Annotated in this window: 15 protein-coding genes, 1 tRNA gene and 1 riboswitch; of the genes, 4 read left to right on the forward strand and 12 right to left on the reverse strand. The window is 57.0% G+C overall.

Going from position 1 to position 23449, the window contains the following annotated elements:
• Nucleotides 1-29: 29 nt before the first annotated feature.
• Both ACYCZJ_RS04500 and ACYCZJ_RS04505 read left to right on the forward strand, forming a co-directional pair.
• Nucleotides 30-1010 (forward strand): serine/threonine protein kinase, encoded by a 981-nt coding sequence (locus ACYCZJ_RS04500; RefSeq protein WP_461553021.1) that lies wholly within the window; start codon nucleotides 30-32, stop codon nucleotides 1008-1010.
• Nucleotides 1011-1129: 119 nt separating this feature from the next.
• Entirely contained in the window at nucleotides 1130-1678 is a 549-nt protein-coding gene (locus ACYCZJ_RS04505) for a DUF1415 domain-containing protein (RefSeq protein ID WP_461553022.1), read from the forward strand.
• A gap of 308 nt (nucleotides 1679-1986) precedes the next feature.
• Here the strand turns inward: ACYCZJ_RS04505 and ACYCZJ_RS04510 are convergent, their stop codons facing one another.
• The 6 genes from ACYCZJ_RS04510 to thiS form a co-directional block, all read right to left on the reverse strand.
• Nucleotides 1987-3219 carry a TIGR03862 family flavoprotein gene (locus tag ACYCZJ_RS04510; RefSeq protein WP_461553023.1) on the reverse strand — a complete coding sequence of 411 codons (1233 nt, stop codon included), beginning with the start codon at nucleotides 3217-3219 and terminating at the stop codon, nucleotides 1987-1989.
• 3 nt (nucleotides 3220-3222) lie between these two features.
• Entirely contained in the window at nucleotides 3223-3945 is a 723-nt protein-coding gene (locus ACYCZJ_RS04515; RefSeq protein ID WP_461553024.1) for an RES family NAD+ phosphorylase, read from the reverse strand.
• Nucleotides 3932-4309 carry an antitoxin Xre/MbcA/ParS toxin-binding domain-containing protein gene (locus ACYCZJ_RS04520; protein WP_461553025.1) on the reverse strand — a complete coding sequence of 126 codons (378 nt, stop codon included), beginning with the start codon at nucleotides 4307-4309 and terminating at the stop codon, nucleotides 3932-3934. Before ACYCZJ_RS04520 ends, ACYCZJ_RS04515 begins: the two co-directional genes overlap by 14 nt.
• Nucleotides 4310-4363: 54 nt before the next feature.
• Nucleotides 4364-5050 carry a tRNA (guanosine(46)-N7)-methyltransferase TrmB gene (trmB, locus tag ACYCZJ_RS04525; protein ID WP_461553026.1) on the reverse strand — a complete coding sequence of 229 codons (687 nt, stop codon included), beginning with the start codon at nucleotides 5048-5050 and terminating at the stop codon, nucleotides 4364-4366.
• A gap of 3 nt (nucleotides 5051-5053) precedes the next feature.
• Nucleotides 5054-5836: a thiazole synthase gene (locus tag ACYCZJ_RS04530; RefSeq protein ID WP_461553027.1), complete on the reverse strand. Its 783-nt coding sequence runs from the start codon at nucleotides 5834-5836 to the stop codon at nucleotides 5054-5056.
• 69 nt (nucleotides 5837-5905) lie between these two features.
• Nucleotides 5906-6109: a sulfur carrier protein ThiS gene (thiS, locus tag ACYCZJ_RS04535; RefSeq protein ID WP_461553028.1), complete on the reverse strand. Its 204-nt coding sequence runs from the start codon at nucleotides 6107-6109 to the stop codon at nucleotides 5906-5908.
• A 50-nt stretch (nucleotides 6110-6159) separates the two neighbouring features.
• Here thiS and ACYCZJ_RS04540 point away from each other — a divergent pair.
• Together ACYCZJ_RS04540 and ACYCZJ_RS04545 are read left to right on the forward strand one after the other, a co-directional pair.
• Nucleotides 6160-6233 (forward strand) — tRNA-Gly (locus ACYCZJ_RS04540).
• A gap of 105 nt (nucleotides 6234-6338) precedes the next feature.
• A riboswitch (cyclic di-GMP riboswitch) is annotated at nucleotides 6339-6425 on the forward strand.
• A 94-nt stretch (nucleotides 6426-6519) separates the two neighbouring features.
• Complete coding sequence (locus ACYCZJ_RS04545) at nucleotides 6520-8784, forward strand: DUF1631 domain-containing protein (protein ID WP_461553029.1); 2265 nt, start codon at nucleotides 6520-6522, stop codon at nucleotides 8782-8784.
• Between the two features lie 23 nt (nucleotides 8785-8807).
• Here ACYCZJ_RS04545 and ACYCZJ_RS04550 read toward each other — a convergent pair whose 3' ends face one another.
• The 6 genes from ACYCZJ_RS04550 to treS form a co-directional block, all read right to left on the reverse strand.
• On the reverse strand, nucleotides 8808-13946 hold the full coding sequence (locus ACYCZJ_RS04550) for a malto-oligosyltrehalose synthase (protein WP_461553030.1): 5139 nt from the start codon (nucleotides 13944-13946) through the stop codon (nucleotides 8808-8810).
• The gene (treZ, locus tag ACYCZJ_RS04555; RefSeq protein WP_461553031.1) at nucleotides 13943-15775 is read right to left on the reverse strand and encodes a malto-oligosyltrehalose trehalohydrolase; all 1833 of its coding nucleotides are present in this window, start codon (nucleotides 15773-15775) and stop codon (nucleotides 13943-13945) included. Before treZ ends, ACYCZJ_RS04550 begins: the two co-directional genes overlap by 4 nt.
• Nucleotides 15772-17904, reverse strand: a complete 2133-nt coding sequence (gene glgX / locus ACYCZJ_RS04560; RefSeq protein WP_461553032.1) for a glycogen debranching protein GlgX — start codon at nucleotides 17902-17904, stop codon at nucleotides 15772-15774. The genes treZ and glgX overlap by 4 nt, the downstream gene beginning before the upstream one ends.
• 51 nt (nucleotides 17905-17955) lie before the next feature.
• On the reverse strand, nucleotides 17956-19185 hold the full coding sequence (gene glgC, locus ACYCZJ_RS04565; RefSeq protein WP_461553033.1) for a glucose-1-phosphate adenylyltransferase: 1230 nt from the start codon (nucleotides 19183-19185) through the stop codon (nucleotides 17956-17958).
• A gap of 128 nt (nucleotides 19186-19313) precedes the next feature.
• Nucleotides 19314-20006: a mechanosensitive ion channel family protein gene (locus ACYCZJ_RS04570; RefSeq protein WP_461553034.1), complete on the reverse strand. Its 693-nt coding sequence runs from the start codon at nucleotides 20004-20006 to the stop codon at nucleotides 19314-19316.
• A gap of 62 nt (nucleotides 20007-20068) precedes the next feature.
• The gene (gene treS, locus ACYCZJ_RS04575; protein ID WP_461553035.1) at nucleotides 20069-23443 is read right to left on the reverse strand and encodes a maltose alpha-D-glucosyltransferase; all 3375 of its coding nucleotides are present in this window, start codon (nucleotides 23441-23443) and stop codon (nucleotides 20069-20071) included.
• Nucleotides 23444-23449: the final 6 nt, after the last annotated feature.

Genomic DNA, 23449 nt, shown 5'->3' on the forward strand with positions numbered 1-23449 from the left:
TATCAGCCAGCTTCCCGTACAATACGCCAATGGAAACACACGCTTTTGCCGGTTTGACACCGGATCATGTGCTCGATGCAGTCGACAGCCTCGGCTTGCGCACCGATGGCCGTCTGCTCGCGCTCAACAGCTATGAAAACCGTGTGTATCAGGTCGGCATGGAGGACGGCGCGCCCATTGTCGCCAAATTCTACCGCCCGCAGCGCTGGACCGACGCCGCCATACTCGAAGAACACGCCTTTGTGAGCGATCTCGCGGGCCGCGAGATCCCGGTCGTGGCGGCACTGTCCATGCATGACCGCACACTGCACACCCACGCCGGCTTCCGTTTCAGCGTCTTCGCCAAGCACGGCGGCCGCGCCCCGGAGCTGGACAATCCCGCCACGCTGGAGTGGCTGGGCCGCTTCATCGGCCGCATCCACGCGGTCGGCGCCATTGCCCCCTATCAGCACCGCCCCACGCTCGATATCGCCAGCTTTGGCGAAGAGCCCAGCGCCTACCTGTTAAGCCACGATTTCATCCCGATTGAACTCGTTGAAGTCTATCGCGGCGTAGTGGCGCAGGCGCTGGACGGCGTGCGTCATTGCTTCGACCGCGCCGGAGAAGTTGCCAGCCTGCGCCTGCACGGCGATTGTCACATCGGCAACGTGCTGTGGACTGACGCCGGCCCGCATTTCGTGGATTTCGACGACAGCCGCATGGGACCCGCGGTGCAGGACCTGTGGATGCTGCTGTCCGGCGAACGCGGCGAGATGACGCGACAGCTCGCCGACCTGCTGGCCGGCTACGAGGATTTCCACGATTTCGACCCGCGCGAACTGCACCTGATCGAAGCCCTGCGCACCTTGAGGCTGATCCACTACGCTGCCTGGATTGCCCGGCGCTGGGACGACCCGGCTTTCCCTGCGGCGTTCCCCTGGTTCAATACCCAGCGCTACTGGCAGGACCGCATCCTGGAACTGCGCGAGCAGATCGCGCTGATGGACGAGCCGCCGCTGTGGGTAGGGTGATTTCCAACAGCATGCGCCACAGATATCTCAGAAAGTACGGAGCCAACATTGGATGCTTTTCTCTGAGTCCTCTGTGATCTCTGTGGCAAAATCCGTTTTCAGCACCAAGGAGTACCCCAATGCCCACCGATACCGAAATCATCGACGCCACCCGAACCTGGCTCGAAAAAGCCGTCATCGGCCTCAACCTCTGCCCCTTCGCCAAGGCCGTCCACGTCAAACAGCAAATCCGTTATGTGGTCAGCCCGGCCACCACGCCCGAGGCGCTGCTCGAAGACTTGCTGGCTGAATTGCGTACGCTGCAGGACGCCGACCCCGAGCAAACCGATACCACGCTGCTGATCCACCCGCACGTGCTTGAGGATTTCCTCGACTACAACGATTTTCTCGACATCGCCGATGCCGCCGCTGCCGAGCCGGAGTTTGGCGACGCGTTCCAGATCGCCAGTTTCCACCCCCAATACCAGTTCGCCGATACCGCCCCGGACGACATCGAGAACTACACCAACCGCTCGCCCTATCCGCTGCTGCACCTGTTGCGCGAGGCCAGTGTGGAGCGCGCCGTGGCAGCTTTCCCGGAAGCCGAACAGATTTTTGAAAAGAATATGGAAACGCTCAATGCGCTGGGGCTTGAGGGATGGAACAAATTGGGGGTGGATAAGGCTTGAGCAGCTTTAGCCACAGAAATCACAGAGAAAATCACCCCATCTGTTTGAGCACTGGAAACTCTGTGACCTCTGTGTTCTCTGTGGCAAATGAACCTGGAAAAAGCAGTTAGTCCACGAAAAACACGAAAAGCACGAAATGGGGTAAGCAGGCATTTCGCCGTAAGGCGAAGGCTCGCAAAATATTCAAAGAGATATCAAGCCGTAGATCGTTACCCAATGGGTGAATGACTAGGTCTGTACAAGCTGTTGATTTATTTCGTGCCTTTCGTGTTTTTTGTGGATCAATAGCCGTTTTTAGGTTGAATTTTTCAAATAGCGCCCAGCCAGTCCAGCACCCCTAACCCTGCTGCACGCCCGCTGGCAAAACACGCGGTCAGCAAATAGCCGCCGGTAGGCGCTTCCCAGTCGAGCATCTCACCCGCGCAAAATACGCCGGGCAGCGTGCGCAGCATCCCGTGCGCATCCAGCGCCTCGAACATCACGCCGCCTGCGCTGCTGATTGCCTCGTCGAGTAGGCGCGGGGCGATCAGGCGTATCGGCAGGGCTTTGATGAGGGTAGCCAGGCGCGCAGGTTCGGCGAAGTCTCCGGCACTGCCGATTTCGCGCAGCAGCGCCATTTTGACGCCATGAATATTGATACGGCTGTGCAGGTGGCTGGACAGCGAACGCGACCCGCGTGGGTGGGCGATTTCCCGGGTGAGCCGCGCCAGTTCCCAGCCGGGAGCAAGGTCGAGATAGATTGTGGCTGACCCGGTTGCGGCAATGGCGTCGCGCAGCCGCGCGGAAGCGGCGTAGATCAGCCCACCTTCCAGCCCGGTGGCGGTCAGCATCAGCTCGCCCTGTTTGCGGAATGGCGCGCCTGTGGCAGCGGTGAAATTCAGCACCACGGATTTGATCGGCTGGCCGGCAAAGCGAGTGCGCAAGTGCTCGCTCCAGCCCACGTCGAAGCCGCAGTTGGCCGGTTGCAGCGCGGCGACCGGCACGCCCCGCGCCTGGAGTATCGGCACCCAGGCGCCGTCCGAACCCAGTTGCGCCCAGCTGCCGCCGCCCAGCGCCAGCACCACGACATCGGCGCGGATCTGGCGTTCGCCCTCCGGGGTGGCAAAGCACAGTGCGTTGTTCTCCGCCCAGCCCAGCCAGCGGTGCCGCACATGAAACACAACGCCGGATTCACGCAGACGGTGCAACCAGGCGCGCAGCAGCGGTGCGGCTTTTTTGTCGGTGGGGAATACGCGCCCCGATGTACCAACGAAAGTGTCATGCCCCAGGGCATGCACCCAATCACGTAAGGCCTGTGCGTCGAAATCTTGCAGCCACGGCGCAAGGTATTCGCTGCGCGTTCCATAGCGTGAAAGGAAGGACTCGTGCGCTTCGGTATGGGTGAGGTTCAATCCCCCCCTGCCCGCCAACAGGAACTTGCGCCCCACCGAGGGCATGGCGTCGTACACCGCAACCCGCACACCTGCTGCCGTGAGGGTTTCCGCCGCCATCAATCCGGCCGGGCCGCCGCCGATGATGGCAACCTGTTTATTCGTTGACATGGATCAGACCAGGTTATTCGGCGAATCGCTGCGCCATGCAGACGCTTCAAACTCAAACGCGGCCTCGTCAAAAATCGAATCCAGCCGCCATACCACCCGGTCGCGGTGCACAGCCAGCATCCAGGTCTGGTGTTCGGTAGGTGCATTGACGGCAAAGGCGGCATGGCTCAACAGCGCTGCGCAGCCGCCATGTTCCGGGTCGCGCACCGATTCATAGCGGATCATTTGTATCCCTGCCAGCCGTACCTGGTGCGCCAAATCCTGACACAGTTGATAGTCGCTGGCATGGGTCCAGCGCGCGCGCTGCGTCAAAAACGGCGGCTGGCGCAGGTCAATGGCCGTACCGCGCAGCGGGGTCTTGAATACGGTTTGCGGTATTGGTTCGATGGCGTCCAGCGCGGGGCTGTCCAGCAACAGGCGCCAACGCCAGTAACCGAGCTCGGCACAGGCGCTGCGGCGCTCGTCAGCGCCATAGAACACACCCGGATCATCGGGTGCGCGAAAGCGTGACCCGGACGGCAGCGGCGGGTAGCGGAACGGCGTGAACAGCAGCCAGTGCAGTGCGCGCTGTTCTGCCATCAGGGGCGGCTTGGAGGCGTCCAGCAAGCGCTCCAGCAGCGCCTGTTCATCCAGCGTATCCACCAGCGCCATTGTAGATACCCGGTGTTGCGCCTCGACTGCGCGCCATACATCGAGTTCGATCCGGGCCGGGTTAAATTCGGCCACGATGGGCGTCGAGATAATGCACTACACGCACCAGGCCTTCGGTGCTCTCGATCAGGTCAAGCGGGCGGGCATTGAGTGCGGTATTGTGGCCGGTGAGCCATTTTTGCGCGTTGTCGCCATGCCCGAGAATGGCATCGAGCGAGCGAAACAGGCGCACGAACAGCAGGGCGAATTCCCATTCCTTGGCGCGGCTCGGGTTCAGCGTGTAAGTTCCAGCGCACAGGCGTGAAACCGTGGCCCCGCTCACTCCCAGGATGCGTGCCAGCGTAGACTGCCTGAGTTGGAGCAGATTGAGTGTGCGTGCCACGGCTTTGGAAAGCGTGGCTCCAGCTTCGGGGAGTGGGGTAGGGTGAGCAGCGATCATGAATTCCTCCTAATTCTGGAGAAATTTTATTCCTAAATCTTTTCTTTGGAAAGGTTATTTTGCCTTTTTGAACACAATATCCCATACACCATGCCCCAGCCGCAGCCCGCGCTGCTCGAATTTGGTCAGCGGACGGTAGTCCGGCCGCAGGGCGTAGCCGTCGGCCGTGTTGGTGAGTGCCGGCTCACCGGACAGCACCTCCAATATCTGGATGGCGTAGTCCTCCCAGTCGGTGGCGCAATGCAAATAACCGCCGGAGGCGAGCTTGCGGGCAATGAGCGCGACGAAATCGGGCTTGATCAGGCGGCGTTTGTTGTGGCGTTTTTTGTGCCACGGGTCGGGAAAAAAAATATGCACGCCTGCAAGGCTGCCATCGGGGATCATGTCGCGCAGCACTTCCACAGCGTCGTACTGGATGATGCGCAGGTTAGTGAGTGCGCGCTCCTGGATCTGGTTCAGCAGGCTGCCCACGCCGGGACTATGCACTTCGATGCCAAGATAGTCGTTTTCGGGATGCGCGCTGGCGATCACCGCCGTGGCATCGCCCATGCCGAAACCGATTTCCAGAATTTTCGGTGCGTCGCGTCCAAACGCGGCCGCGAGGTCCAGTGGCTGAACGGCATAGGGGATGCCATACACCGCTGTCAGGCTGTCATGCGCGCGTTGCTGGGCAACCGACATGCGCCCCTGGCGCAGCACAAAACTGCGGATCGGGCGCCCGACCGGGCTGGTTTCGGCCATGCTTCAGGAACCGATCACGCCGCTGGTGGGCGAGGACGGGCTGGCGGTATAGATTTTTTTCGGCATGCGCCCGGCCAGGTAGGCTTCACGCCCGGCCTGCACCGCCTTGTTCATGGCAGAGGCCATCAGCACCGGGTTTTGCGCCCCGGCAATGGCGGTATTCATCAGCACCCCGGCACAACCCAGTTCCATCGCAATGGCCGCGTCCGACGCAGTGCCCACGCCCGCGTCCACGATCACCGGCACCCTGGCTTCATTGATGATGATTTGCAGATTCCAAGGGTTGAGGATGCCCATGCCCGAGCCGATCAGGGACGCCAGCGGCATCACCGCCACGCACCCCATCTGTTCCAGCTGTTTGGCGATGATGGGGTCGTCGGAGGTATACACCATGACCTTGAAGCCTTCCTTGATGAGAATTTCAGCGGCCCTGATGGTCTCCACCACATTGGGATAGAGAGATTTCGGATCGCCCAGCACTTCCAGCTTGACCAGATCATGGCCGTCCAGCAGTTCGCGCGCCAGCCGCAACGTGCGCACCGCCTCATCGGCCGTGTAACAGCCGGCGGTGTTGGGCAGATAGGTATATTTCGACGGTGGCAGCGCATCCAGCAGATTAGGCTGGCTGGGGTCCTGGCCGAGGTTGGTGCGACGGATGGCCACGGTAACAATCTCGGCACCACTGGCTTCCACAGCCAGGCGTGTTTCGTCGAAATCCTTGTATTTGCCGGTGCCGACCAGCAAGCGGGATGAATAATCGCGGCCTGCGATAGTTAAAGTGTCCATACGATTCTCGGAATCTCGAAAGTAAGGTTCAGGATGCGCCTGGCCCAGGCCAGACGCGAAGATAGCTGGCTAACCGCCGCCGACCGCGACCACGATTTCCAGCTGGTCGCCGGATGCCAGCGCCACAGTGTCGAACTGGCTACGCGGCACAATCTCGCCGTTGCGTTCGATGGCAATGCGTTTACCAGTCAATTCCAGATTGACGACCAGCTGGGCTACATTGAGCGGCTGCGGAAATTGTTTGGCAGCGCCATTAATAGTGAGTTCGATCAACTTCAAATACCCTTGCAATTCAAGTATGATGCGTTTTCGATTTTACCATAGCGGGCGTCGTATAATGGTAATACCCTAGCTTCCCAAGCTAGAGCCGTGGGTTCGATTCCCATCGCCCGCTCCAAGAATTTTCCCTAAAGTTCCAAAAACTGCCGCCGTAATAGCTTACGACGGGTATGAACACCTCCATTCCCGTTACAGATGCATTCCGCCTCACGGCGTACCATAGCATTTGTCAGGGCAAATCCGCTGAAAGGCGGAGACGCAAAATTTCCGGTCTAAGGGGCTCAGGCGCTATGACAGCGGGGTTGCCAAATGCGGGTTTGTCACGCTCCCGCCTTCAGCATTGTACCGTCTCCTTGGGACGATACGCTCCATGTGCCTGCCGCTCAGCCTGAAGGACATATGTCATGACGGACACGCTGCAACGCAATGTAGTAAATATAAATGCCAACTCTTTTGACCGGTCGCGCAAGTCGCTGACGGCTGCGGAGGCGATCGAACTGCTGCATGCATGCCGTAATCAGGCCATTGAAGCCATCTGCCATGCCTGGCGGGACAGAAATACGCAAATAGAGGACAGTCTGCTGGCCAACGCAGATCAGTCTCCTACGCTGGAAACACGCAATCTTTACTATGCCGCGCAAGGTATCGTGCATAACCGGGGCGATGCGCTGACGCTCGCGCTACGCAAGCATTTTATCGAGACTTTCGAGAGCCGGATCCGTGCCAGCGGAACAGCCCGCAACGACACTAAACCCGGTGCGTTGAGCATGGAGCTGGCTCTGGTCGATGAGGAGGATTTCGAGCAATCGCTGGCGCTGAGCAAAGCGGTCGCGCGCCTGCAGTTTGACTCGGTAGAGGAACTGGCGGCGCTGGATCAGCGCATTTCGGCCCTGATGCAGGATCCGCAAGCAAAGGATGAGCGCAATCCGCTCGGCGCCAAAGCCATTTGCCAGGCTTTCCTCGCCGCCTGCGAACAACTCGAGATCGGCTCCCAAATCCAGTTGGTACTGCTACAGCAATTCGGGTTCAGGATCGCCGGCGACCTGCCTAAAATATACCAGCGGCTGAACCAGTTTCTGGTCAGCAAGGACATCCTGCCTTCGATCCGCGTCGGTCTGGCAGAGCATAAAAGCCGCACCCGTCATGCCTCTGTCAAAACCGGTGCGACCCAAACCGAGAACGCCGATCAGCAGGATATATTTGCCTTGTTGCTGCAGCAGTTGATCGGGGCAAACGCGGCAGCCGGGCCGAGTGGCGGCGCACCGTTCCAATTACCGGGTATCACTGCCGTCGCATCACCCGCGCACATAGCCAGCCTTGTCGGCTCGCTCACCCAGCTACAGCACGGCGTGGTTGGTACTGTATCGCTCGGCAATGTGCCAGGATTCGATACCGGCTCGTTGCAATCCGGGTCAGTCAATATCCTGCGTGATATTCGTTCAGCCGGTCTGGTTAACATGGATAACCAGGTGGATGCATTCACCATAGATATCGTTGCCATGCTGTTTGACTATATCTTTGATGACCGCACCATCCCGGACAAGCTCAAGGCGCTGATTGGCCGCCTGCAGATCCCGGTATTGAAGGTGGCGATGCTGGACAAACAGTTTTTCTCGAAAAAATCGCACCCTGCGCGACGCCTGCTGGATGAAATTGCGGCTGCCTCTATCGGCTGGCAGGAGACGGATGGATACAACGCTCAACTATTCATCAAACTCGACAGCATCGTACAAACCATTCTTGCCGATTTCTCCGAAGATGTGGAAATATTTGCGACCCTGCTTGACGATTTGCTGGAATTTTTGTCCGCACACCAGGCTCAGGCAGAGTCCGCAGTCGAACAGTCCGCTCAAAATATAGAGGCCGCTGAACGCGCAGAAATTGCCAAAGTGGTCGTTGCCGACGAAATCCGTCGCGTGACTGAAAACCTGCAGCTGCCTGATGTAATCCGCGAGTTTCTGAATGGCCCATGGAAAGAAGTGCTCAGTCATGCCTTCACGGATCAGGGAGAACAGAGCCAGGCCTGGCAATCCAGCCTGAAAACCATGCAAGACCTGGTATGGAGCGTTACGCCCAAGCGCAACACCGAAGACCGCTTGTCACTGGTCGTCATGTTGCCGGATCTGCTCAAGCACTTGCGCGAAGGCATGAATAGCGTCCAGATCGATCCCAAAGAGCGTGAAATCGTGTTCTCACGACTGGTCACATGCCACGCTGCTGCGGTCAAGGCAGGATTGCAACTACAGCAGGAATTGCAATCGGGCGAACCCACACCCGGGATCAGCGAAAACAATAGTCCGGAAACCACCGTCGCAAGCGTGGAAATCAATGCGCCGCAACCTGCCGCACCCGAGCGTTTTGAGCTCGATGCGGCCGACGACATGATCGAAGACGAATACACCGACCTGGCACGCAGCCTGAAAAAAGGTGACTGGCTGGAGTTTGTCCATGACGACACGGACATGCGCCTGGCACGACTGTCCTGGGTCAGTTCGATGCGTGGTATCTATCTGTTTACCAACAACGAGGGGATGGATGCACTGACTATTGCGCTGCCGCGTCTGGCTGCACGGTTACGCAACAATGAGGCGCGCCTCATCGAGGCATCGCCTCTGACCGAGCGCGCAGTCGAAAAGCTTATTCACCGCCTGCAAAGCAAGGCGGCCTGAATACTGTTTGGACAGCCGCCCAGTCACGCTGAATCGGCTTGAATACTTTCTCCGGCGATGAGCCCTACCGGAAATTCTGTCAGCGCCAGCGCCATGGAGATAGCCCACCCACTGCCGCGCCGATGCGGGCTAAGGGCTTTGCCCGTAAAGGCGCATTTGTATTGCATGTCCTTGCGGTGAAACGGCAAGTCCACGGCAGTATCCACCCAGACTTTGTCTCCCAGGGGCAAGCTTCTCGTTTCTCCTAACAGCTGCGCAAAAAAGCGCGGCGCCAGCGTAATGACAATCCGCGTGTCGAGAATGCGCGCATAGGCGCAAACATGAGCTGCATGTACACCCTTGACTGCCAGAGGCAGGTATTTTCCATACAGAAACAGATCCGGCCAACGCATCCGCAGTGCCAGCGCCGAACTGACAACCAGCAATTTTGCTTGCCCGTCTTCCAGTGTATTGCATAGCGCTTTTACCCCGGCAATCCGTTGTTTCACCGGCTGCGCAGCGAGCGTATGCAATACTTCGAGCATGCCTCGCCGGTGCGCAAAATCGACCGGACGTCGATTGTCCGGATCTACCAGACTGAAATCCCACAACTCGCATCCCTGGTAAACATCCGGCACACCCGGCACGGTCAGCTTGGTCAAGGTCTGGGACAGGCTGTTAAACATGCCCAACCAGGCGATGCGTTGCTGCAGGGGCAGAAAGCTAGCTAGAAATTCACCCTTTGCCGGTGCATTGATCAGCGCGTCGGCAAATGCCACGATCGCTTCTTCATAGGCCGAGTTGGGATTGATCCAACTGGTATGCACTTTGGCTTCACGCACTGCCTTGACCAGATATGCGGTCAATCGCGCATTGAAATCCGCCATTTCATTTGGCTCTGGCTCGCCTGGTGGCCAAATGCCCAGCAAGGTCTGGTAGATAAAATATTCGTCGTTGGGTGTGGGTACCAACAGTCCATCCACCTTGTGCTTCAAACGGCTATTGGCATGGCTCCAGTGACGTAACGCCAGGCGCCAGGCGGCCGGCATTTCGGACAGTACGTTTAGCCGTGCGCGCACATCTTCACTACGCTTGGTGTCGTGCGTGGAAGAAGTCAGCATCGCATGCGGCCAATGCTCTGCCCGCGCCAGATTGGCGCGATGGAATGCTGTGCGTGTCACACCAAATTGACGCGGATCACCGCCGACCTCATTGAGCGACAGCAAACGGTGATAAATATAAGCGCTGGTATCTTCCAGCCCTTTCGCCATCACCGGGCTGGTGAATTGCTGGAATTTCATTGCAAACGCAAGGACTTGCTCGTGGTATTCCGGCGTTTTTCCTTCCGCTACCGCCAGCGTGAGTACATCACGCAGAAAATCAAAAATATTGGTGTCGGCTGCGGTACTTCTGCGCTTCGCCGCCAGCGTCGCCTGTTCGACGTTACGCCGATCTTCTGCCGTGACTTCGCGGGCGCTGATGTAACCCCGATAAACGGGGAAACAGGCAACAATTTCAGCCAATGCAGAACGCAATCCATTCAGCGTGTAATCGCAGGTCTGCCGATCCGCTTCAGCAATTTTCGAGAGCAAATTAGCCAGCACATTCAGCTCGCCCGACAGGGCCGTTTTCATGATGAGTTTCTTGGAGCTGTAGAGCAGATCATCGAAATCAATATGCTCTCCGATGAAACCGCTATACAGACGCTCCATACGCTCGGCAGCACTGGTCACTACAAACAGCCCGTTGAGCAGATTGATGAATTCGTAACCGGTGGTGCCATGCACCGGCCAGCTGGCGCGCAAACGTTCATGTACGGCCAGGATTTTTTCCACCACCAGATAAGGGGCATGACCCACACGCTTGCATTGCTCTACCAGCTTGCAAAAATAGGCTTCCGGATCATACAGGCCATCCGGATGGTCCAGACGCAAACCATCCAGCTTGCCGTCCTGAACCAGTTGCAACAATAGCTGATGGGTTGCATCGAAAACCTCGTCGTTCTCCATGCGCAACCCGGCCAGATCGTTGATATCGAAAAACCGCCGGTAATTGATTTCATCCGAAGCCACGCGCCAGAATGTCAGCCGGTAGGCCTGTGCCTCGATCAGGTGATGCAGGTGATCGAAGCTGGACGGCTCCCCTGGCGAGCCATTGAATATCTGCAGATTTTCCTCCAGGAACCAGGCAATATCGGAAGAGCGCTCAACCAGCCCGACAAGATGGCGTTTATGCACTTCCTTGTCGCGCCGCCGCTCAATCTGACGTTCGGGGGAAGTTTCGTCTCGCGACGGCAGATTGCGGAACGCCGTTACCAGACTCTGGTATTCCATCAGCAAAGGATGATCCAGACCCAGGCGCGCGCTCAGCATATCCATTCGATAGGTCAGAATTTGCGTGTATTCCGCCGGGTCCACCGGGAAATGGTGTTCATAGTAATAAATGACGAATTCACCGCGTTGCGCGTCGAAACGCAGTTGTAATTCGGCATTGTCCAGCACCGCACCATAGCGGTTAGCCAACACCGGCAGCAGCACCTTGCCGTGCAACTCGGCCTTGGCTGGCTTCCAGTCGATATCGAAGAATCCGGCATGCGCCGATGCCTGACCGTTTTCCAGAACGTCCAGCCACCATACGTTGTCACCGCCCTGCACGCCCATGTGGTTAGGCACGATATCCAGCACCTGACCAATGCCATGTCCGGCAAGGGCGGCGCAAAGCTGTTCAAATTCCTCGTGTGTACCGATCTCGGGATTCAGCGTGTTGTGATCAATGATGTCATAGCCATGGGTGCTACCCGGACGCGCCTTGAGATAAGGCGAGGCATACAAGTGGGAGATACCCAGCGCGCTCAGGTAAGGAATAATTTCGCGCGCCTGATTAAACGTGAAGTCGCGGTTGAATTGCAGGCGATAGGTGGATAGCGGAATGCGGGCTGGAAGTACCTGCGCCGTATCCGTCTGCTGCAATGGAGACGGCCCGGCGGTCCTGACCCTTTCCGCGCTCATCGCCTCGACCATGCGCTTCACGCGCAGATCATCGCGCCATTCCTCCAGATTGACCGTCAAGCGCCGTCGCCAGCTTGGATAAACTTCACTTCTTGCGCCGGGTAAATTAACCTGTTCTATCTGACCGAAAATATCGTCCAGCTGGATCATCATCACCTGCGCAGGCGTTCTGGCCAGGAAGCGATGCACCGAACTCGCCAGATCCAGTGTCATGTCCGGATTCGCTACCGGGTGCAGGCTGCTGCCCGCATCGAGCAGTCCTTCCCGCTCCAGCGCGATCAACAGGGCGGCGCGATCATGCGAACGTGCGATGATCTGCTGCTGACGTACATCTTCATTGGGGAACAGCCCCAGTGTTGCGCGCAGATCGATATCCCGGCCATCCCAGTAGCCGCGCAGTGTGGGCAGGTCGTGTGTAGTCGCCGTCACCAGCGACTGCGCAGGATAAGCGGCAGGCGGCATAAAACCATCCTGCGCATCGCGCGAAAAAAACAGCACGCGATAAGACAGGATACCCGCGTGTTGCAGTGGTTCGCGCAAACTATCCGGCACGGTACCCAGATCCTCGCCGATCACCAGACAGCGATTACGCTGGCTTTCCAGCATCAAGATACCCAATAGATCATCGAATGGATAACTCACGTAAGCGCCGGCAACTGCGCCTCCGCCATTGTCATGCGGAATCCAGAACAGTCGCATCAACCCCATCACATGATCAATACGCAACGCGCCCATGTGGCGCATGTTGGCGCGTAATGTCGCAATGAACGGCGCATAGGCGGCCATCTGCAAACGGCCAGGTATCCATGGCGGCAATCCCCAATCCTGTCCGTTCAGGTTGAAATCATCCGGCGGCGCACCCACGCTGGCGCCGAGTGCATAAATATCCTGATTCGCCCAGGCTTCCGCGCCACCGCGATCCACGCTGACCGCCAGGTCTCCATATAGTCCCACGCCCAGGCCGAAGGTCAGTGAGGCCTTGCCAGCCGCATCAAGCTGCTGGTCAGCCAGCCATTGCAGGTATTCGTAATACTCGAGTTCTTCTACATGATCCTGGGCGAATGCAATAACCACGGGCGCGGCTGGATTGCGATACGCCTCGGGCCATACCGGCCAACCCCATATGCCGGCATCCTGTCCCTGAAAATGCGCCTGCAAGGCCTCGAACAAGGCGTGGCGTCGCAGTGCCTCGCCACCTTCGACCTGGAAAACACGGAACTGTTTTGCACGTTCGCTATCGACCTGCAAATGCTGTTTGCGGAAATGTTGATACAGCTGTGCCAGCAGCGTCAGTTTGGCCGCGGTGATTTGCGGATAATCCACCAGCTCTTCCGAACGTAGCGCACGCAGACGTGCCTGGAAAGCCTCATCCGCCACTATGGCGCGCGCTTCCTGGCATTCGGCGAAGTCCGCCACGGCTTCCACATCCATATACATGATGTTCAGGAACAGGCGGCTGGATGGGCTGTACGGGCTGATATGGGCAGGATTGCCGGGAAACAGGGTATGCAGCGGATTGAGTCCGATAATGTCCATACCGGACTCACCCGCCAGCTCGACCATCAGACGCAAATCGGTAAAATCGCCGATACCCCAGTTACGCTGGGAACGTACGCCGTAGAGCTGCAAAGCAGGGCCGTAAATCCGGCCACCATCGGCGAGCGCTGCTGGTTGATAACTGGTCACCGGCACGATGATGAGCGTCATGCTGATTTCCGCACCATCCGGCTTGCAGACAGTCAGCTGATGATAGCCCGGTAGAGGACATGGCAGGCGCAATAAGCCGCGCTGATACGTCCCGCCATCAATGGGCTTGCTGCCCGTTATTTCCAGCATGGAAGGCTGGAATTTCCCCTCTTCCCGCCCCCCTTCTTCCCGGGACAATGTCCATCGATAAGTGGCGGCAGCCAGCGCAGATGGGAAAGTAACCGGAACAGCCAGTGTGTCGTCCGTGGTTCGCACCACCAGTACAGGGGGCAGCAGCCTGCGCCATGGCCGGGCTTCGTGCTCGGCGAGGAGGGCACATAGATCGCCGTCCAGTTCCACGCCCATCGCAGCCAGCAGTGCGCGCTGCGTTCCCTCACTGGTATGACGGATATTGCCCCATATGTCGTAATAGTCAGTCGCAATCCCATGCAAGCCAGCGAGCTGCTCCAACGCCTCCTGTTGCGTCATAGGGTCGCTTCCTCAATAAACCAGGCGGCGCTCCACGCCGGAATATGACCCGAGGCGAGAATTTCCGGCAAATCCGGCTGGCTGAGATAAACATCCGTGCCGCAAAAAGGCGGAATGCCCTCGCTCGAAGCATCGCCCAGATTGGCCAGCAATGTCAGCCGGGAAGCATCCCCCAGACGCCAGCGCACGCACAGACCAGCCGCCCCGAGCAGCTCGAATTCAGCACCCGCGCCCATACCCGGCAGACGCGGGACAACATGGTCGCGCCTCAGCATCAGCAGATACCGGTAGTGCTGAAACCAGGCTTGGTGTTGCGGACTCTCGAGACTATCCCAGTCAAGTTTGCAGCGTTCAAAGGTCAGCGCATCGTTGGGATCAGGAATTCGCGCCCGCGCAGCAGGGTCGGCGAATTCGCGGAAACCCGCGAATTCGCGCCGGCGCCCTTCGGTGACCGCATTGGCCAGATCGCCCTGGAAATCGCAGAAAAACTGGAATGGCGTGGCCGCGGCAAATTCCTCACCCATGAACAGCATGGGCGGCGAAGGCGCCAGCAACAGCACCGCCAGCGCGACCTGCAACGGGGCTGGCGCTGCCAGCATGGCAATCCGCTCACCGTATGCGCGATTACCAACCTGATCGTGCGTCTGGCTGAAATTGATAAAAGCGCCGGGTGTCAGGTGTGTGCTGGGTTCCCCACGCAGTTGGCCCGCACGGAAGGGCGAAGGCTCGCCTTGAAAAGCAAATCCTTCGGCCAGGCAACGCGCCAGATGCCGGACAGGCTGATCGGCATAGTCGGCATAGTAACCGTCGCGTTCATCCGTCAGCAGAATATGCAGGGCGTGGTGGATATCGTCGTTCCATTGCGCAGTGATGGCACCCTGTTGCAGATAGCGCGCAGCATTCGCATCGTTCTCCAGCACGAGATGAACCTGCCGGGTGCGCCCCGGTCCGGCTTGTACCACGGCAGCCAGCTCCTTCAGAATATCCGGGCGGGTATCGTCGACGATGGCATGTACGGCATCGAGTCGCAAACCGTCGAAATGGTATTCATCCAGCCAGTAAAGTGCGTTGTGGATGAAAAAATCCCGTACCACACGACTGCCGTCCCCATCAAAATTGATCGCGACTCCCCACGGCGTATGGTGACGCTCGCTAAAGAATTGCGGTGCATAGGCATGCAGATAATTGCCGTCCGGTCCGAAGTGATTGTATACCACGTCAAGCAGTACCATTAATCCACGCAAATGCGCCGCCTGGATCAGCGCCTTGAGTTCATCCGGCATACCGTAGCTGCTATCCGGTGCAAACGGCAATACGCCGTCGTAACCCCAGTTACGTCGCCCCGGAAAATCCGCTACCGGCATCAGTTCAATAGCACTGACGCCTAATTCGACCAGATAATCCAGACGCTCGATAGCAGCCGTGCAGGTGCCTTCCCGGGTGAAGCAACCCAGATGCAGTTCGTAAATGACTGCGGTATGCCATGGGCGGCCGCTCCAGCCGCCATCCTGCCATTCGAATGCCGCGCCATCGACCACCTGGCTGTAGCCGTGAACATCCTCAGGATTGGCGCGTGAAGCCGGGTCCGGCACGTTCAGGCCGCCATCGATACGATAGCGATAACGCGTTCCCGACTTTGCCTGAGCTTGCGCCAATTCGAGCTGGAACCAACCATCCTCAAGCTGGCTCATCGCCGTCTTGCTGTCTTCACCAGCCAGATTTGCACGGCACAGTTCCACACTGCGTGCCGCAGGTGCCCACAAACGAAACCGCACGCCGCCATCTGCAAGCACGCTGGCGCCAAATGGCATTTCATGCACACGCTTCATGCTGTCAGCGCCTGTTTAAGCACCACGAGCGATCGTCCGCTTACCGGATAATCTTGCCCTGCCTTGTAACGGGTGATCCTGGGTGTACCGGTAGCCTCCAGCGTATCGAGCAGTACATCCCAATAATAATGCCCGTCGAATTTCGGCAGCGAGAAATCGATATCTTCATGATGGGCATTGATCAGCATCAACAGATTATCATCGGTCAGGACACGCCCGCGATCGTCGGTTTCGAGCAGCGTGTCGCCCGCAAAATACACGCCCAGACACCGCGAAAATGCCTGCGCCCAGTCGCTGTCGCCCATTTCGATTCCGTCCGGATTCAGCCACACAATATCTTTTACTTCACCGCCGCGAATCGGGCGTCCGTGGAAGAAATAGCGCCGCCGTAACAGCGGATGAGCTTTGCGCAGACTGATAATATATTGGGTGAATTCCAGCAGCTCCTGATCCTGCGGTTTCAAATCCCATGACAGCCAGCTGATCTCGTTGTCCTGACAATACGCATTATTATTGCCGCCCTGGGTGCGGCCCATCTCGTCGCCTGCAACCAGCATGGGAACGCCCTGCGAAAATAGCAGCGTCGCCAAAAAATTACGCTTTTGGCGCGCACGCAAAGCATTGATTTCAGGATCATCGGTTTCACCTTCGACGCCGCAATTCCAGGAATTGTTGTTGTCGTTACCGTCGCGATTTCCCTCTTGATTGATCTCGTTGTGCTTGTCGTTGTAACTCACCAGATCGTGCAAGGTAAACCCGTCGTGAGCGCTGACAAAATTAATGCTGGCATGGGGTCTGCGTCCGCTACGTTCGTACAGGTCACTGGATCCGGCCAGGCGTTGCGCCAGTTCGCCAATCTGCCCTCCGTCGCCCTTCCAGTAAGCCCGCACATTGTCACGATAACGATCGTTCCACTCCGCCCAGCCGATCGGGAAATTACCCACCTGGTAACCGCCTTCGCCCAGATCCCAGGGTTCGGCAATCAGCTTGATCGTACTGAGTACCGGATCCTGGCTGATCGTATCAAAAAAGGTGCCCAGCCTGTCCACTTCATGCAACTCCCTGGCCAGGGCCGAAGCCAGGTCGAAACGGAAGCCATCTACATGCATCTCCTGCACCCAGTAACGCAAACTGTCCATGATCAGCTGGAGCACACGTGGATGACGCATGTCGAGCGTGTTGCCGCAACCGGTATAGTCCATGTAATACCGCGGATCATCTTCCACCAGACGATAGTAGGAGGCATTGTCGATGCCACGGAAAGACAATGTCGGCCCCAGATGATTACCTTCGGCAGTATGGTTGTAGACCACATCCAGAATAACCTCGATGCCTGCTGAATGGAGTGTTTTCACCATCGTTTTAAATTCGCTGACATGGCCGCTGGCAGAGAAACGGGAATCCGGCGCCATGAAACCGATGGAGTTATAGCCCCAGTAGTTACTCAGTCCGCGCTCGACCAAATGACGATCATCGAGAAAAGCATGTACCGGCATCAACTCGACCGTTGTGACCCCCAGGCGCTTGAGGTGCTCGATGGGTGGAGCCATGGAGAGGCCGGCGTAAGTGCCGCGAAATTGGGCAGGTACGTCCGGATGCTGCATGGTGAATCCCTTGACGTGCATCTCGTAGATCACCATGTCGTGCCATGGGATGCCTGGAGGTTTGTCGTTCCCCCACGTGAAGGCCTGGTCTATCACCCGGCATTTCGGCATCCCGTTGACGTTGTCGCGGCGATCAAAAGACAGGTCTGCATGTTTGCTGCCAATCCGGTAGCCGAAATGCGCATCGCTCCAGTTGGGAGAACCTACGATATCCTTGGCATAAGGCTCGATCAGCAATTTGTGCGGGTTGAAGCGATGCCCTTCCTGCGGACGATATGGACCATGCACCCGATAACCGTATAGCAAACCGGGACGCGCCTCGGGTAGATAGCAATGCCAGATCAGGTCACTGCGTTCCTTCAGTTCGATACGCTGAACCTCGCGCCGTCCTTTGATATCAAAAATACACAACTCCACCTTTTCCGCATGCTCTGAAAACAGTGCAAAGTTCACGCCTTCACCATCCCAGGTCGCACCACGCGGATTTGGCCTGCCTGGCCACACTGCAGTAATCGGCTTACTCATAATGCTGTTTCCTAAAGATAGTCATTGGATTCCCGGAAAAGTGACACCGCCTCAAAAATAGCGGCTGGTATCCAGTTCATTACCTTTTTTAACCACCACCAGGCCCGATTCGGAAACGTGGTAACGCACACGATCGGCGTCGCTGTCATAACCAATCTGCGTATCTGCAGCGATTGTGTTGTAGCGATCCACGATAACGCGACGCAATCTGGCGCCTCTACGGATGATGGTGTAATCCATGACAATGCAATCCTCCAGCTCCACATCCTCTTCAATGATGACTTCACGCCGGATGATGGAATTGCGGATCGAGCCGCCCTTGATGATTGCACCGGCCCCGATCATGCTGTTCTGGACATGTCCGCCGATGATTTTGGAGGTAGGCCCTTGATAGCCGCTCGAAAAAATTCGCCATTTTGGATTGAACACATTGAAATGCGGTTCCAGCCCCAACAAATCCATATGTGCTGCGTAGTAGGCCTCAATGGTGCCCACATCACGCCAGTACGCCGGCTCCTCGTAATCCCGTGTCCCCGGAATCCGGTTGGTGGCAAAATCATAGGCATAAACTTTGTGGCTGCGGATCAGGCGCGGCAGAATATGACGCCCGAAATCATTCTCGCCGCGCTCGCGCGCTTCCAGCAATGCCTCTTTGAGCACTGCGGTATTGAACAGATAATTCCCCATGCTGCCATAGGCGCAGTCTGATCGCCCTGGCATTGGCACAGGCTGCGTAGGTTTTTCGATAAAATCACTGACACGCCCATCACTATTGGCGATTATGACGCCAAACGAGGGGGCCAGATTCAGTGGAACGGGGATGGCAGCCACACTCACATCGGCACCATTTTGTTGATGGAATTTCACCATCTGCCGCACGTCCATACGGTAGATATGGTCTGCGCCAAATACCGCAACCATATCCGGCGCGCGGCTCTCGATCAGATTGATGTTCTGGTATACCGCGTCGGCCGTGCCTTGGAACCATTCTGGCCCTTCCCGCATCTGCGGCGGTACGACCGTAACAAACTGATCAGGAATCGCATTGGACAGTGTCCACGCATGATTGACATGTTCGATAAGCGATTGCGATTTGTATTGAACCAGCAGATAGATTGATTTAATGCCCGAGTTCACCAGGTTGCTCAACACGAAATCCACGATACGATAACGCCCGCCGAAAGGTACGGAAGGTTTGGAGCGGACAGCTGTCAAGGGATGCAGGCGCGAGCCTTCACCACCAGCCAGCACAAGCGCCAGAATGGTGGGCGTTGAACTCATTTTTTCTCCTTGGATTTGATCGTATGCCTCTAATTTCCACGACAAGCCGACATGTGCAATGGCTTGCCAATACTGCGCTTGTTGCGTTTGCCCTGACCCGCTTTCACACAACCGCCCCCTTGATGCTCCTATTCCTTGTCTGAAATGGTTTTTTTGGTTTGTTTAGGCCACCATCGTTCCAGCATCTCTGCGGCACGGTTCTGACTGCCGATCCCGAATGCCAGTGCCAACGCCAGTACTACGCCCGCCAGCAGGATCAAAAAGCTCAGTCGCACCAGTTCGGTGGCAACCTGCACCTGTTCGAGCGCAATCAACACCACGAACACCATGATCGCGTAACGCGCCAATCGACCCAGCAGTTCGGCATCTTCAAGACCCACGTTCTTGCCATAAGTGCTGATGGCATTATCGATAAAACGGGAAAAGTAGGCGCCGAACACCAGCACCAGCACAGCCACCATCACCTTGGGAACAAACATGGCGATACGTCCGATCAGCTCGGTTACCAGCGCCAGTCCCAGACTGTTAAATGCAATCATCAATGCCGCCAGGATGACCAGCCAGTAGACCAGCACGCCGAGTATGTCGATGGTGTCGGTTTTGGCACCACCTTGTTGCAGAAAATTGTCGATACCGGCCCGCTCGGTCACCACATTGAAATTGATTGATCTGAGCCCCTTGACTACTGCCAGCTTGATTGCCTTGGCGAGGAGCCAACCGGCCAGCAATATAATGACGGCAATGATCAGTTTGGGTAAAAACTCGCCTAGCTGGATAAGAAATGCGCGTACCGGTTCCAGCACCATGCTCACCTGTTCCATAATTCTCTCCTGGTTGTATAGAACTGTCGTTCCTTACTCTAAAAACCATCCAACCGGCCAAGCTAAGCTTCTTGTGCGGCATGCAGCGGCCTGTCCAACAGCTCCAAAATGCCATGCAGCGGAATGCTCACCCAATCCGGGCGGTGATCCAGCTCATAGCGCAGTTCATAAAACGCCTTTTCCAACAGAAACAGGCCAAGCAAGCTGCGCAGTGATTGCGGATTTGCGTACAGATTCGCGTCGCGAACCGCTTCCTGGTAAGCCTCGAGAAATACTCGTGCAGCTTCAGCCTCCCATGCCCGCACATAAGGTTCGAGCGTGGCAAAGTTATCGGGGCGCTCAGCGCCAACCTGTGCGAGTGCTGCATAGGCTGCATAATTGAATGAACGCAACATGCCGGCCACGTCCTTCAAGGGTGAGTGTTTCTGATTACGTTCCGCGAGTGGACGCGCAGGCTCACCTTCGAAATCAATGAACATAAAATCATTCTGGGTGAGCAACACCTGCCCAAGATGGTAATCACCGTGATAACGTATTTTGATTGCCTGCGTCGATGCCCTGGCACAAGCCTGGATACGTTGCGCAATGGCATCGCGCTGTCCAAGCAATGCCCGCGCCGTGGTTCGCACCGATTCCGGCAGCGCGTCCTGATGTCGCGTCAGGTTATCCAGCGTCGACTCCATCCCGGTACGCACGCGCTGATTCCACGTAACGAAATCTGCTTCGACCGCAGGTTCCGGATCGAAGGCGGGATCGCCGGTTGCCGTTGCCAGCGCCTTATGCAGCTCACCCGTCCGCTGGCCGAGCGTGCGAATCAGAACCAGATAGGAACCATGTGCCTGTTCCGGCGGCTCGGGAGTGCCGGCATTGTCGGCAGTAGCGCAGCATTCTTCGAGAAAACGTTCCAGATAACCTACCGTGTAGTTCCAGAAATCGCCCTGATTTTCGACATATCCCTGCAGCAGGGCTAATGTCATGGCATTACCATCATTGGCAACATACTCCACCGCTCCGGCCACCGGAACGATATTAGGGAACTTCGCCACTTCGGTAAGGAAACGGCCCATTTCAAGTTCCGGATTAATCCCCGCTTGCAAATACCGGTAGCCTTTCAAAAACAACTGCTCACCCAACACCACAGCCGTATTACTGCCCTGCATGCCGGGTGCTCGTACGGACAGGATGGTAGCGTCGGCCCAGGCGAGCGCGGAGAAGACTGCGGTCGGTATAAAACGAATATTGCCTTGTTCACATGTCAACGTATCTCCCGCACCAATAGACTGCACCAGCTTGTGACAAAACAGTTCATCGGCAAACGCGTCGGCCAGGATTCCGACCCGTGCCTGCTGACGTACTTTGGCCACAGCGACTGGCTGCATCGCGCGCAAGCGCTCCTCGCTGCCGTTTTCCCAGGCAAGCGCAAGCGGCAAAAAGCAGGTCTGCGTGGAACCGGCTGCCGTCTCGATCCGGAATATGGATATCAGCCATTTGCTATCGCCACCACCCCATTCGGCATGATCGCTCAGGGCGACACGTTTTACCGCTTCACCCTTAACCCCATACCAGCGTTGGGCCGCTACGAAATGCGGAAGCACGTCTTCTTCAAGATGGCTGCGCACTTTCTCAGCCATGGCTATGCGCCAGGGTACGACACGGTCACGGAAGAAACTGCGCCAGCCGTCAAACAACACCAGCATCGGTAATTCATCGGGTGGCAAGTGTTCCTCGTGCCAGGCAGGCATATGCTCACCGCTGGTCAGCCGGAACCAGTAGAAATTGTGGCCAGGCAAGGTGAGAAAATAGGGTAACTCACCAATCGGCGGGAAAGCCGCGCGCCCCATCAACTCCACCGGCACGTATCCCTTGTAGGCGGACAGATCAAGCTCAACAGGCTGTGCCGCACGCGACAGATTGGATACGCAAAGGATGATGTCGTCTTCGTATATTCTGAAATAAGCCAATATCTTGCGATTGCCTGGACGCAAAAAAACCAGCGTGCCACGCCCAAAGGCCTGATGATTCTTGCGCACCGCCAGTACCCGCTGCATCCAGTTCAGCAGTGATGCGCGTTCGCGTAATTGCGCCTCCACATTGACGGCCTCGTAACCATACACAGAGTCCATGATAGGCGGCAGATATAAACGTTGTGGATCGGCATGGGAAAAACCCGCATTGCGATCCGGGCTCCACTGCATGGGCGTGCGCACCCCATTGCGGTCGCCCAGAAAGAAATTGTCCCCCATGCCGATCTCGTCGCCGTAATAGATGATCGGTGAGCCGGGCATCGACAGTAGCAAACCGTTCATCAGGCGGATTTTATCCGCCTCATTGTCCATCAGTGGCGCAAGCCTGCGACGGATGCCTACATTCACGCGCGCACGCGGATCGTTGGCATACATCTGGTACATGTAATCACGTTCCTTATCGGTGACCATCTCCAGAGTCAGCTCGTCGTGATTGCGCAAAAAAATGGACCATTGGCAGGTCTCGGGAATATCCGGCGTCTGGCGCATGATCTCCACGATCGGATGGCGATCTTCCTGCGCGATAGCCATGTACATGCGCGGCATCAACGGAAAATGGTAAGCCATGTGACATTCATCACCCTCGCCGAAATAATCACGCACATCTTCCGGCCACTGATTGGCTTCGGCGAGAAACACGCGATTTTTGTAATGCTCATCAATCACCGCACGCATTTGCTTGATCACCGCGTGCGTTTCCGGCAAATTTTCGTTTTGTGTGCCCTCGCGCACGCACAGGTAGGGGATCGCATCCAGACGCACGCCGTCCACACCTTGGTCCAGCCAGAAACGCATCAACTTGATCACCGCCTTCACCACCTGCGGATTGTTGTGATTCAGATCCGGCTGATGATAAAAAAAACGATGCCAGTAATAAGCCTTCGCTTCCTCATCCCAGGTCCAGTTTGATTTTTCCGCATCGGTAAAAATGATGCGTGTTTCGGGGAATTTCAGGTTGCTATCGCTCCAGACATAGAAGTTGCGCTTGCTCGAACCAGCCGGCGCGCGACGTGCTGCCTGAAACCAGGGATGCTGATCCGAGGTGTGGTTGATGACCAGCTCGGTAATCACCTTGAGACCGCGCCGGTGAGCTTCTTTCACGAATTGCTTGAAATCGGCCATGGAGCCGTATTCGGAGTGGATGTTGTGATAATCGGCGATGTCATACCCATCGTCGCGCATCGGCGAGGGGTAGAAAGGTAACAGCCAAAGCGTGTTCACGCCCAGATTCTGGAGATAATCGAGCTTCTTGATCAATCCGGCAAAATCGCCCATGCCGTTGTCATTGCTGTCAAAAAAAGCTTTGACGTGGAGCTCGTAAATAACTGCGTCTTTATACCAAAGCGGATCGTTCATCCATTGGCTGTTGTCTACAGGCGTTTTTTTTCTGTTGCCGGGTAGCGTTTCGCTCATGGATAT

This window comes from Sulfuriferula sp. (assembly GCF_054605375.1).